Source organism: Streptomyces sp. NPDC048255, from assembly GCF_040652415.1.
Lineage (GTDB): Bacteria > Actinomycetota > Actinomycetes > Streptomycetales > Streptomycetaceae > Streptomyces.
Window position 1 is genome coordinate 1 of record NZ_JBEZMA010000108.1, and the last position, 11791, is coordinate 11791.

Genomic DNA, 11791 nt, shown 5'->3' on the forward strand with positions numbered 1-11791 from the left:
ACCTGACCGGGCTGCGCCAACTCGACCACGCCTGCCTGACCTCCCAGGAGGGATGGGAGCGCAAGCGGGCGCCGCTGCCCGGCCGCGAAGGCGGCCAGTTCGCGCGCGTCCAGCGGGAAGGCCTGGAGCTGCACGCCGCCCGTGGTCTCCTCGCCGGTGACCTGCCCCTCGACGGTGGCGCCGAGCCCGAGGGGTACGGCGACGAACTGACGCACCGTGCCATCACCCGAGTTGATCCCGTCCAGCCACGGCTGCCGGGGCAGGACCAGGTAGTTCTGCGGGGTGCGGGCCAGCCGGCCCGTCCACCGCTCACCCGAGACGGCGCACACCTTGCCGACGCCGACCTGGAGGGCGGCGGGTTCCCTGGTCCCGGCGAAGCTGAGCCACATGGCCTCGCGCAGGTGCACGGGCAGCATCACACCGCCCTTCGCCAGCCACTCCGGCGGCGCCGTGTCCGGGTAGTCCTCCACCCTGCGCAGCGGGAACTCCCCCAGTCCCGGCGGCAGCGCGTGCGTGCCGGACTCCGGCAGCCGCAGGGTCCGGATGAAGCGGACCTGCACCTCGCCCAGCGACAGCGCGTTCCCGTCGACCCTCACCGAACCTGCCCCCATCGACCGCCCCCTTCTCCCGGTTCCGCCCGATTGCACCGAAAAATCTACGGCCGAACCGGATCGTTATCCTCAAGTTTCGCTCAGATCTAGTGACGCTGCGCCGGTCGAGTTCCTAGCTTCCTCGTACACGTGTATTGACGTCCCCCCACGTTCTCGCGGTTCCACGCGGTGCGGTGATCCCTCGACCAGCCACCGCTGGAAGGTGCCCGCATCACGCCCCGCGGTCCCGAGGAAAGAGTGCAACATGAAGGTTCCCCAGGCCGGTGCGGTCGCCGCAGTGATCGCCCTCGCCCTCACCACCTCCGGGTGCGGCGGCGAGGAGGACAAGGGGACCCTCTCCATCGGCATCAAGTTCGACCAGCCGGGCGTCGGCCTGCGCGAGCCCGGCGGCATCTTCTCCGGTTTCGACGTGGACGTCGCCACGTACATCGCCAAGGAGCTCGGCTACAAGGCCGAGGAGATCGAGTTCAAGCGCGTCGACAGCTCGGACCGGGAGCTGCTGCTCCAGTACAACGAGGTCAAGTTCGTCGCCGCGAGCTACTCGATCAGCGAGAAGCGCAAGGAGAAGGTCGACTTCGCCGGCCCGTACTTCACCGCGCACCAGGACCTGCTCGTCCGCGCCGACGACACCAGCATCACCAAGGCCGAGGACCTCAACACCAAGAGGCTCTGCTCGGTCACCGGCTCCACCTCGGCGGAGAACATCAAGAGCAAGCTGGCCCCCAAGGCGAGCGTGCTTGAGCTGCCGGGCTACTCGGAGTGCGTCGTCGCCCTCCAGGACAACCTGGTCGACGCGATGACCACGGACGATTCCATCCTCGCCGGGTACGTGGCCCAGAAGGGCAACGAGGGCAAGTTCAAGCTGATGGGCCAGAGCCTGAGCAACGAGAGCTACGGAATCGGCCTCAAGAAGGGCGAGAAGGCGCTCCAGGGCAAGATCAACGCCGCGCTCAAGAAGATGGTCCAGGACGGCTCGTGGGAAGCGGCCGTGAAGAAGAACTTCGGCCCGAACTACAAGTTCGACCCGGCCCCCGCGATCGCGACGGGCAGCTGACTCACCGGCTGACGCGGGTGGGGCCGGCCGGATAGTCGGGCAGGGCCACGGTGCTGCTGACCTTCTCCCCCAGCCTGAGCATTCCGTTCAGGAACAAGGGACGGGACAACACGGTGTTGCGGAACCGCATGCCGGCTGCCGTGCCGGGAGCGAGGAACTTCCCGGTGCGGTCGCCGCCTGCCTGACAACCCCTGGCGTACTTCCGGAGCCTGCTCTCGTACCGGGTGAAGGCCATCCGGTGGTCGCCCTGGGCCCGCGCGAGTTCACCGGCCAGCACATAGGCCGCCACCACTGCGGTTCCCGTGCCCATGCCTCCGATCGTGGCCCCGCAGGCGGCGTCCCCGACGAGGCAGACCCGCCCTGTGGACCAGGTGTCCACATCAGCCCGGCTGATCGAGTCGAAGTACAGGTCGGGGGCCTGGCGCAGAGTGCCGAGCAGTCGGGGCACCTCCCAGCCGAGGCCGGAGAACGCGTGGTCGACCAGACGCTTCTGCTGTTCGAGGTCGCGGCGGTCGTACGACAGCTCGGGCGCGGCGAACACGAAGAACGCCCCTGCCCGGGCCGGGTCCCGGTGGTCGGCGCCGACGGAGGCGAACCGACCCGGGACGTTGTAGCCGATCGATTCCCTTCCCAGGCCCAGGTCATTGGGCAGCTGCCAGGTGGCGGCGTAGTAGCCGAGATGGCTCACGTAGTCCTCCTCCGGGCCGAAGGCGAGGCGACGGACGTTGGAGTGCAACCCGTCCGCGCCTACGACCAGGTCGAAGTCGCGCGAGGCTCCGCGCTGGAAGTCGACCCGCACGCCGGAGGCGGTCTCAGTGAGGCCGGTGATCGAGTCTCCGAAGACGTACTCGGTGTGGGGAAGGCTGTGCTCGTACAGCACTCGGGCCAGATCTCCGCGGAGCACCTCCAGCTCACCACCGGTGAACTCGGCCGGGAGACGCAGCAGTGTCCGGCCGAGTTCGTCAACGAAGCGCACCGGGCTGCCGCCGGTCTGGACACCTCGCAGTTCGTGAAGCAGGCCCATGCGCTCCAGCACGGCCAGGTGCGTTTCACCACGGAAGTCGACGGCCTGACCTCCCGGGCGCAGGGCCGGGGCCAGTTCGACGACAGTGGGCTTGAAGCCGTGGCGCCCCAGCCAGTAGGCCAGCGCCGGTCCGGCGATGCTCGCGCCGGAAATGAGGACGTTCCTGTTCACGGGTTCCCTCCTTCAAAAACTGTGTCCGATGGACACTAATACTTACTGTGTACCTTAGACACAGTTGACTCGGCAAGGCCAGGACAGGGAGACGGCAGACATGGATGGCGAGCACGCCGAGCTGGTGCGGCTCCTCTGGGGCCCGCACCCCAAGCCCGCGCGGGGCCCCCGACCGAAACTCGACCTGGACCGCATCGCGCGGGCCGGGATCGAGATCGCCGACCCGGAAGGGCTGGCCGAGGTGTCCATGCAGCGGGTCGCCGCCCAACTGGGCGTGACCAAGATGGCGTTGTACCGGTACGTGCCGGGCAAGGCGGAGCTGGTCGCCCTGATGGTGGACGCCGCGATCGGCCCGTACCCGGCGGCGAGGGTGCGGCGCGAGGGCTGGCGGCAGCAGCTCGAGGCCTGGGCCCGCCAGCTGCTCACCGTCTTCCGCCGGCACCCCTGGGCGCTGGACGCCACCATCGGGCCACGGATCCCGGGGCCCGGAGAGCTGTCCTGGATGGAGCACGCGGTCGCAGCCCTGGACGGTACGGCGCTGAGCGGTGCCGAGCGGATGGACGCAGCCGTCCTGCTGGTCGGTCACGTCCGCGGCATCACCCAGCAAGTCCGTGCAGCAGGCCCCGCGGGCGACCCCGAGGCCCAGCTCGGCGCCGTCCTCGGCGATCTGATGCGGACGCACGGCGAGCGATTCCCCGCGCTCACCGGGGCCCTCGCTTCAGCGGCCCGGTCCGACGAGCAGGATCAGGCATGGGAGTTCGGCCTGCAGCGCATCCTGGACGGCTTGGCCGCACTGATCGACAAGCGTGCACCAGATGTCCCTGCGTGACGGCAGAGGTCGAACGCCGAGCCGGGAGCGCCCCCTGACGGGCCGTAGCTCGCCGCTGCGGAAGGGGCAGGGGCAGGGGCAGGGGCAGGGGCACAGCTGAACGTCTGCGGCTGACCGGCGCTGCGGCAGGGGCGGGATTTCCTTTCAACCGGCTCGGGTGCGGCGTCGGTTCATGCCCCGTCACCTCGGCGCGCCCACACCGTCCCGTCCGTTACGGATTCGGCCACTTCACGGGGGAATGGGGAGCCTCCTCTTCAGCGGGAGGGCAGGACGTTCGCGTTCAGCGAAGGTGAACACCGCAGCTCCGCGCGCCGGACACATGGTTTTTACCTGTAGGGCACATGACAATGTGAGCCTCGCTCTGCCACCTGATATCCCGCCAATTCCCCTGGCGGGAGCGGTGCGTCGTGGAGAGGTACCCCCACGCCATGAGAATCTCCCGCCTGACCCCCTGGGCGGCCGGACTCGCCGCGGCCGCCCTGGTCGCGATACCGGTCACCGCCTCCGCCGGCCAGCAGCGGACGGCGGCTCCCCACGCCGCCCCGGCCGCGACGGTCGACTCGTACTACGCCGCGGCCGAGGGCAAGACCGGGGCGGCGCTGAAGACCGCCCTGCACGGCATCATCAAGACCCAGTCCAAGGTGTCGTACGACGGCGTCTGGAACGCCCTGAAGGTCACCGACCAGGACCCGGCCAACCCGAACAACGTCATCCTGGTCTACTCAGGCCGCTCCCAGTCCAAGGCCACCAACGGCGGCGGGGCCAACGACTGGAACCGCGAGCACGTCTGGGCCAAGAGCCACGGCGACTTCGGTACCGCCACCGGCCCGGGCACCGACCTGCACCACCTGCGCCCCGAGGACGTCACGGTCAACAGCACCCGGGGCAACAAGGACTTCGACAACGGCGGCAGCCCGGTCGGCGAGGCCCCCGGCAGCCTCACCGACTCCGACTCCTTCGAACCGCGCGACGCGGTCAAGGGCGACGTCGCGCGGATGCTGCTCTACATGGCCGTGCGCTACGAAGGGGGCGACGGCTTCGCGAACCTGGAGATGAACGACAAGGTCAACAACGGCTCGGCCCCCGCACACGGCCGGATCAGCCTGCTGAAGCAATGGAACCAGCAGGACCCGCCGGACGCCTTCGAGCAGCGCCGCAACCAGATCATCTTCGACACCTACCAGCACAACCGGAACCCCTTCATCGACCACCCGGAGTGGGTCAACTCCATCTGGTGACCACCCCGGGGAGCCGCGCGTCTCTCCGGGGGTTGGGCCGGGTCAGGCCGGGTATTCGCACGCCAAAGGCTGCGATCCGCGCCCGCCGGCCGCAGCCGACGGAGGTACGTCGTCATGGACGGAGCCGGACTCTCCGATCACGAGCAGCGCGCCCTCTCCGCGATCGAAGCGCAGCTCAAGCGTGACCGTTCCCTGGACCGGATCCTGCGGTCCGCGCACCTGCGTCACCGCACCGGCGTGGCCTGTCTGCTCGGTGCGGTGACCGTCGCGCTCTTCGTCGCGGCCTCGGTGACCGTTTCGACGCCCCTGATCTGGGGCTTCGCCGCCGCCTGGATGCTGACGGTGGTCACGGCCCTGCCGCTGCTCGGCCAATGGGTCCAGCGGCGGTGGCAGCGCCGGGACCGGGCGGCGCCGCGCTAGCCGCCGCTCGTGACCGCTCAGGGGCGGTCGGCTCTCAGGGATCGGCTCAGAGGCGGTCGGCGAGGCCCTTGAACTCCGTCCAGGGCTGCTGCGGCGGGCGGGAGTCCCAGACCTTCTGGGAGAGCGCCGCCAGGGGCAGCTGGATGCCGGCCGCCACCTGGGCCGGGGTCTGGGCACCGGACAGGTCGGACCACACGGCGAGGCGGCCGCCCAGTATCTGGTTCCCGTACTGGGCGGGCACGGGGGTGGTGCCGCGCAGCACCAGCGGGGTCCACTCCTCGTAAATCCGCCGGCCGGTGGGGTAGGTGAACTGGTTCGGCTCGCCCAGCACGTAGTAGAGGTACTCGTCGTTGAGGTTGACTACCTTCCGTCCCTCGCGCAGGTACTCCAGCGGCGGGCGGGCGCCGATCTCCTTGCCGGTCCAGTACTCGGCCTGGATGTCCTTGGCCGCGCTGGTCACCCCGCCGGAGAAGAAGCCGTCGTTCCACGCCTTGAGCGCCTTGCCCGACGGGCGCACCACGTCCGCGCGGTCGTTCAGCCAGCCCGTCGCGAGGTCCTGGACGCGCGCCGAGGGGCCGTACCGCTGCTGGGCGGCGCGGGCGAGCTGGGGGAAGGAGGCCTGCGGGTCGCGGACGACGAGCGCCTGGTACTCGTCGGCGCCCAGGTGCCAGGCCCCGCCGGGGAACAACGGCAGGTACTCGCGGAGGAGTTCGTCGACGAGCTTCGCGGCCGCCGGGTTCGAGATGTCCACGGCGCCCTTCACCGCCCTGCCCTGTACGTCGCGCAGTTGCAGGTCGGGGTGGACGCGCAGCACCGCGCCGAGGTGTCCGGGCGAGTCGATCTCGGGGACGACCGTGATGTGCAGGGACTCGGCGAGCGCCGTGATGCGGCGCACCTCGGCCTTGGTGAGGTGCGGGGTGGAGACGATCTCGGGGTGGCTGGTGGACTCGATCCGGAAGGCCTGGTCGTCGGAGAAGTGCAGGCCGAGCTGGTTGAGTTTCAGGTCGCCCATCTCGCGCAGCCGGTCCTCTATCCAGTCGGCGGAGAAGTGCTTGCGCGCTATGTCCAGGTTGAGGCCGCGCTGCGGCTTGGCCGGGGCGTCGCGCACGGTGCCCTCGGGAGCCGAACCGGCGGACCGCACGGCTTGTTTGAGGGTGCGGGTCCCGTAGAACACGCCGGCCTCGTCGGGGCCGGTGATCTTGACCCGGCCGTCCTTCACGGTGAGGCCGTACGACTCGGCCGGGCCGGATCCCTTGGCCCCCAGGGCGAGTTCGACGTCCCCGCGGCGCGGCGGCTCCGAGTCCGAGAAGCCGAGGCGCAGTTCCCCGGCGAGGAGTTCGGCCTCATCGGACAGGGCCGCCTTGTCCGCCTGCGCGACGACCACGCGGGCGTCGGGGGCGGGCTTCCAGCCGGGGCCGCGGGCCGGTACGTGCTCCCGTACGGCCGGGATGGTGCGCGGGGCCGTGGACAGGGCGTAGGTGGGGCTGGGGGAGGGCGTCGGCTCCTCGGTGACCGCCTGCGAGGCGGCCGGGGCACTGCTGCCGGGGGTGGTCGGGGCGGCGGGGGCCCGGGCCTCGTCGGAGGCCGCCGTGCAGCCCGGAGCGGCGAGACCGACCAGGGCGGCGACCGCCGCCGTCGCTATGACGTGGGCTTTCACGTGCATCCTCGGTTTCCGCATCATGCACCCCTGTCCCCCGTACCAACCTGGCACGGGGGAGGCGGGTGCGCGACCCGGCGGCTGGGAAGTGGCCGCAAAGCGGCGCCGGGCCGCCCGGAGGGCGACCCCACCGAGCAGGCGGGACTTTGCGGGCACGACCTAGTGCTGTGGCCGGAAGGGTTCACCGGGTCGCGCCGCCCGGCAAACCCTTCCGGCCACAGCACTAGATCAGGGCGTCGAGGGCCGCGGCGGCGAAGCCGTGGTCCTGGTCGGGGGCGCCGCCGCCGACGCCGATGGCGCCGATGAGACGGCCGTCGCGGTGGACGGGGAGCCCGCCCGCGATGAACAGCAGCGGCCGGTCCAGGGCGGTGGGCAGGGTGTGGAAGAGCCCGCCGGGCTGGACGGCGTCGACCAGGTCGGCGGTCGGCGCGTTCAGCTGGAGGGCGGTGAAGGCCTTGCGGGTGCTGGTCTCGCCCGAGATCAGCACCGCCCGGTCGTCGCGGCGGAAGGCGAGCAGGTGACCGCCCGCGTCGAGGACGGTGACGCTGACCGGCACCCCGGCGGCTTCGGCGGCGGTGCGGGCGGCGGCGAGGAGCAGCTCGGCGTCCTCGGTGGTCAGGGGGGCGACGGCGGTGCGGGCGGCGGTGGACATGCGGGTTTCTCCTTGAAAGGGGGTGTGCGGGAGGGGACGGGGGTCGGTCAGTGGTGGGCGGGGACCGCGGCGGGGGCCTCGGGGGCTCCGGCCGCCACGATCCGGACGCCGCGCTCCTGCCGGACGCCCGTACGGCGTTCCAGCGCGCCGGAGACGAGGGCCAGCACGAGGGCGGAGGCGGCCAGCGCGGCGCCGACCCAGTTCGGGGCGGTCCAGCCGAGTCCGGCGGCGATCACGATCCCGCCGAGCCAGGCGGCGAGGGCGTTGCCGAGGTTGAAGGCGCCGATGTTGACGGCAGAGGCCAGGGTGGGCGCACCGGCGGCCTGGTCGAGCACCCGCTTCTGGAGCGGCGGCACGGTGGCGAAGCCGAGGGCGCCGATGAGCACGACGGTGACGGCGGCGCCGGCCTTGCTGTGGGCGGTGAGGGTGAAGGCCGCCAGGGTGACGGCGAGCGCGCCCAGGGACACGTACAGCATCGGCATCAGCGCGCGGTCGGCGAACCGGCCGCCGATGAGGTTGCCGCCGACCATGCCGAGGCCGAAGAGGACCAGGAGCCAGGTGACGGAGGTGTCGGCGAAGCCGGCGACGTCGGTCATCATCGGGGTGATGTAGGTGATCGCGGCGAAGACGCCGCCGAAGCCGAGCACGGTCATCGCCATCGCGAGCAGCACCTGCACGTTGCGGAACGCGGCCAGCTCGTGGCGGATCCGGACGCCCTCGGGCCGGGGCAGGTCGGGCACCAGCCGGGCGATGCCGAGCAGGCCGAGGACGCCCAGCGCGGCGACGAGCATGAAGGTGACGCGCCAGCCGAGGGTCTGCCCGACGAGGGTGCCCAGCGGTACGCCGACCACGTTGGCGACGGTCAGGCCGGTGAACATCATGGCGATGGCACCGGCCTTCTGCCCGGGGGCGACGAGCCCGGCCGCGACGACCGAGCCGATCCCGAAGAAGGCGCCGTGGGCGAGGGAGGCCACGACGCGCCCGGTGAGCATGATCTCGAAGGCGGGGGCGAGCGCCGAGAGGGCGTTGCCCGCGATGAACAGGCCCATGAGCAGCATGAGCATGCGCTTGCGGGGGACGCGGGTGCCGAGGACGGTCATCAGCGGGGCGCCGAGGACGACGCCGAGGGCGTAGCCGGTGACCAGGAAGCCCGCGGTGGGGATCGAGACGCCGTAGTCGGCGGCGACCTCGGGGAGCAGGCCCATGATCACGAATTCGGTGGTGCCGATCCCGAAGGCCCCGATGGCGAGGGCGAGGAGTGCGAGAGGCATGGGGGAAGGTGCCCTTCAGGGGAGGGTGCGGTACGGAGGCGGATGCGGGTGGGATGCAAGTGGCACCCGGCCGCCCGGCGCGCGATTGCTGCCGCTGCTTACGTGCGTCCACATTAATTGCAGACGCGGGCTAATTGCAAGCGCGGGCTATTGCGTTCGTGTTCTATCCTGGGGGCACCGCACGCGTCGCATCGCATCGGATCGCATCGAAGGAGGAGCCCATGACGGCAACGGACAGCGCGCTCACCGCCCTCTCCCAGGGCTGGTGCGCCCTCTCCCTCCTGCACGGACGGATCGAGGCGCACATCGAGCGGGCGCTCCAGGCGGGGCACGGGCTCAGCGTCCGCGAGTACTCGCTGCTGGACGTGCTCAGCCGCCAGCACAGCGGGCCCGGCGGACACCTCCGGATGCACCAGGTCGCCGACTCGGTGGTGCTCAGCCAGAGCGCGACCACCCGCCTGGTCAGCCGGCTGGAGGACCGCGGGCTGCTGAGCCGCTACATCTGCGACACCGACCGGCGGGGCATCTACACGGACGTGAGCGAGGCCGGTCTGGCCCTCCTCGCCGCGGCCCGCCCGACGAACGACACGGCTCTGCGCGAGGCGCTGGACGAGGCCGCGCGCAACCCTGAACTGGCCCCGCTCGTCGCCGTGGTGGAGAACACCCGGACACCCTCGTAGCGGGTGCCCGGGTGCGCCCGGGTCATCCCGCGCCGCTGCCCACCACTCCCGGCGGGGTCGGCGAGGCCGACGCGGCCGAAGAGGGGGACGGGGCCGAAGAGGGGGACGAGGCCGAGCGGGCCGACGAGGGCGTTGCCGTGGGCGGCGCCGAGATCGACGGCGAGGTACCCGGCATCCGCGTGGCCGGTGCGCTCGGTGTCAGCGAACGATGCGGAGCGGGCGAAGTGGCCGGGCCCGGAGTCGGAGCCGACGGCGAGGACGGCTGCGGGCCCGGCGACTGGGGCGGCTCCACGGACGGGCCGGGGGCCGTGATCTTCGGTGGGGTCGCGGGGGGCAGCGGACCGGCATCCTGTCCCGGGGCCAGCAGCAGGTAGCCGACCCCCGCGGCGGCCGCCGCGGCCAGGCCCGCCAGCGGCAGCGTGAAGCGCCGCAGCCGTACGGCGGGCAGCCGCCTCAGGTGCGGCCCGGGCGGGTCCGCGGGACGCAGCCGGCGGATGTCGATGCCCTCCGCGCGTGCGCCGAGCGCCTGCCGCAGCCGCTGCTCGACGGGGCGTTCGCCGTCGCGCGTCATATCCGTCCCTCCAGAATCCGTTCCAGCGCGTCCAGGGCGCGGCTCGCGTTCGATTTGACCGCGCCCCGGCTTATGCCGAGGGTCGTCGCGATCTCCGCCTCGCTGAGGTCCGCCCAGTAGCGCAGCACCAACACCTGCCGGCGGCGCGGGGTGAGCCGCCCGAGCGCGGCGAGCACCTCACGATGCGCCTCGTCCAGGACCACGTGGTCCTCGGCGGACGGTACGTCCGCCGGTGCGGGCGGGGTCCAGGCCCGGACGGTGCGTCTGCGGCGCAGGACGGAGCGCGAGGTGTTGACGACCGCCGTGCGCAGGTAGCCCAGGGCGTTGTCGACCTCGCTGATCTGCTCCCCGTGGCGGCGGTACAGCGCCGTGAAGGCGTCCTGGACCACGTCCTCGGCGGTGGCCAGGTCGTCGACGAGCAGCACCGCGAGGCGGACCATCCGCAGCCGGTGCGCGTGGTAGAGCTCGGTCACGGTGGGGGGCGGCGGATCGCCGTGGCCGGAGCCGTGTGCGTGCCCGTACGGGGCCCCGTACGGGCGAGGTGAGGCGGGCGGGGCGGAGCGCTCGCGGCGCAGCAACGACCACAGGCCCCGCCACGCCCGTCTTCGACCGGGCGTGGCGGGGCCGGCGGGCGAGACGAGGTGGAGCACAGGATTCCTCAGCCGTTGGCGCGGCGCCGCACGGTGTACAGGGCGCCGGCGCCGATGACGATCAGGCCTGCGGCTCCTGCCCCCAGGGCCATAGTGGTCGCGGAGGAGCCAGTATGCGCGAGCTCGGCGTCACCGGGCGCGGCGGAGGGGGCGGCGGACGGAACGGCCGAGGGTGCGGTGGCCGTGCCCGGCGTCGACACGGACGGGCTGGGCTTGGCGCTCGCGCCGCCGCCTGCCGGCGTCGACACGGACGGCCTGGGCGCGGCGCTCGTGGCCGGAGCCGGGGCGGCGCTGGTGGCCGGGGCGGGCTTGCCCGGAGCGCTGGCGGCCGGGGTGGGCGTGGCCGAGGCGGGCGTGGCCGAGGCGAAGGCGGGCCCGGCCAGAGCGACGAACACCCCGGCGGCGGCCGCGGTGACGGCCGCGCGGCGGACGGGCTGGGGGACGCGCTTCAGGTTCTTCACGGTGGTTCTCCACGGTCGGGTCGAGGACGCGGAACTACGCCCTTCACCCCCGCACGACGCGCGACCCTCCCCGAGGTTGCCGCCGTTCCCAAAAAACTTTCGGCCGGGTCCCCTGCGGGGGGCTCGGCGGTGTCGGGTCCGGCTGCGCCGGGGCCCTGCGGGCGGCTCGGCGGTGCTGGTTCGGCTGCGCCGCTGCCCTGCGGGCGGCTCGGCGGTGCTGGTTCGGCTGCGCCGCTGCCCTGCGGGCGGCTCGGCGGTGCTGGTTCGGCTGCGCCCGGGCCTCTGGGGCTCCGCCCCGGACCCCGCGCCTCAATCGCCGGCGGGGCTGGATTTGGCTCCGGCGGAGCCTGGTCGGCTGCGCCGGGCCCCGCCGTGTGCGGTTGGTTCCGGCGGGGCCTGGTCGGTTTGGTCGGTCCGCGGTGCCCCTCCGGGCTGTCTCCTCGGCTCGCGCACTGAGCCCCCGCTACGCCCCCTCGGCCCAGGTTGCGCGCTCGTCCTGCGG

12 protein-coding genes and 1 pseudogene are annotated in these 11791 nt (G+C 72.3%); 6 read left to right on the top strand and 7 right to left on the bottom strand.

Going from position 1 to position 11791, the window contains the following annotated elements:
- A pseudogene (locus AB0D94_RS37015) lies at positions 1 to 611 on the bottom strand (hypothetical protein); the annotation flags it as partial.
- A gap of 244 nt (positions 612 to 855) precedes the next feature.
- Here AB0D94_RS37015 and AB0D94_RS37020 point away from each other — a divergent pair.
- Positions 856 to 1665 carry a glutamate ABC transporter substrate-binding protein gene (locus AB0D94_RS37020; RefSeq protein ID WP_362062097.1) on the top strand — a complete coding sequence of 270 codons (810 nt, stop codon included), beginning with the start codon at positions 856 to 858 and terminating at the stop codon, positions 1663 to 1665.
- A gap of 1 nt (position 1666) precedes the next feature.
- On the opposite strand, the gene AB0D94_RS37025 is transcribed toward AB0D94_RS37020, so the two are convergent.
- A complete protein-coding gene (locus AB0D94_RS37025) occupies positions 1667 to 2860 on the bottom strand; it encodes an FAD-dependent monooxygenase (protein WP_362062100.1) in 1194 nt (397 codons plus the stop codon).
- A gap of 100 nt (positions 2861 to 2960) precedes the next feature.
- Here AB0D94_RS37025 and AB0D94_RS37030 point away from each other — a divergent pair, with 100 nt between their 5' ends.
- The 3 genes from AB0D94_RS37030 to AB0D94_RS37040 all read left to right on the top strand — a co-directional run bounded on the left by AB0D94_RS37030 (position 2961) and on the right by AB0D94_RS37040 (position 5347).
- Positions 2961 to 3689 (top strand): TetR/AcrR family transcriptional regulator, encoded by a 729-nt coding sequence (locus AB0D94_RS37030; RefSeq protein ID WP_362062103.1) that lies wholly within the window; start codon positions 2961 to 2963, stop codon positions 3687 to 3689.
- A 428-nt stretch (positions 3690 to 4117) separates the two neighbouring features.
- Positions 4118 to 4927 (top strand): endonuclease, encoded by an 810-nt coding sequence (locus tag AB0D94_RS37035; RefSeq protein WP_362062106.1) that lies wholly within the window; start codon positions 4118 to 4120, stop codon positions 4925 to 4927.
- Between the two features lie 114 nt (positions 4928 to 5041).
- Complete coding sequence (locus AB0D94_RS37040) at positions 5042 to 5347, top strand: DUF3040 domain-containing protein (protein ID WP_362062109.1); 306 nt, start codon at positions 5042 to 5044, stop codon at positions 5345 to 5347.
- Positions 5348 to 5393: 46 nt separating this feature from the next.
- On the opposite strand, the gene AB0D94_RS37045 is transcribed toward AB0D94_RS37040, so the two are convergent.
- From AB0D94_RS37045 to AB0D94_RS37055, 3 genes are all read right to left on the bottom strand, one after another.
- Entirely contained in the window at positions 5394 to 7010 is a 1617-nt protein-coding gene (locus AB0D94_RS37045) for a family 20 glycosylhydrolase (RefSeq protein WP_362062112.1), read from the bottom strand.
- A 217-nt stretch (positions 7011 to 7227) separates the two neighbouring features.
- Positions 7228 to 7656 carry a heme-binding protein gene (locus AB0D94_RS37050; RefSeq protein ID WP_362062116.1) on the bottom strand — a complete coding sequence of 143 codons (429 nt, stop codon included), beginning with the start codon at positions 7654 to 7656 and terminating at the stop codon, positions 7228 to 7230.
- A gap of 47 nt (positions 7657 to 7703) precedes the next feature.
- Entirely contained in the window at positions 7704 to 8927 is a 1224-nt protein-coding gene (locus AB0D94_RS37055) for an MFS transporter (protein ID WP_362062120.1), read from the bottom strand.
- Between the two features lie 221 nt (positions 8928 to 9148).
- On the opposite strand from AB0D94_RS37055, the gene AB0D94_RS37060 reads away from it, so the two are divergent.
- Both AB0D94_RS37060 and AB0D94_RS37065 read left to right on the top strand, forming a co-directional pair.
- Positions 9149 to 9607 carry a MarR family transcriptional regulator gene (locus AB0D94_RS37060; protein ID WP_362062123.1) on the top strand — a complete coding sequence of 153 codons (459 nt, stop codon included), beginning with the start codon at positions 9149 to 9151 and terminating at the stop codon, positions 9605 to 9607.
- Positions 9608 to 9618: 11 nt separating this feature from the next.
- On the top strand, positions 9619 to 9981 hold the full coding sequence (locus tag AB0D94_RS37065; RefSeq protein WP_362062126.1) for a hypothetical protein: 363 nt from the start codon (positions 9619 to 9621) through the stop codon (positions 9979 to 9981).
- A 193-nt stretch (positions 9982 to 10174) separates the two neighbouring features.
- Here the strand turns inward: AB0D94_RS37065 and AB0D94_RS37070 are convergent, their stop codons facing one another.
- A complete protein-coding gene (locus AB0D94_RS37070) occupies positions 10175 to 10828 on the bottom strand; it encodes a SigE family RNA polymerase sigma factor (RefSeq protein ID WP_362062129.1) in 654 nt (217 codons plus the stop codon).
- 8 nt (positions 10829 to 10836) lie between these two features.
- Positions 10837 to 11289, bottom strand: a complete 453-nt coding sequence (locus tag AB0D94_RS37075; RefSeq protein ID WP_362062133.1) for an LAETG motif-containing sortase-dependent surface protein — start codon at positions 11287 to 11289, stop codon at positions 10837 to 10839.
- Between the last annotated feature and the right edge of the window lie 502 nt (positions 11290 to 11791).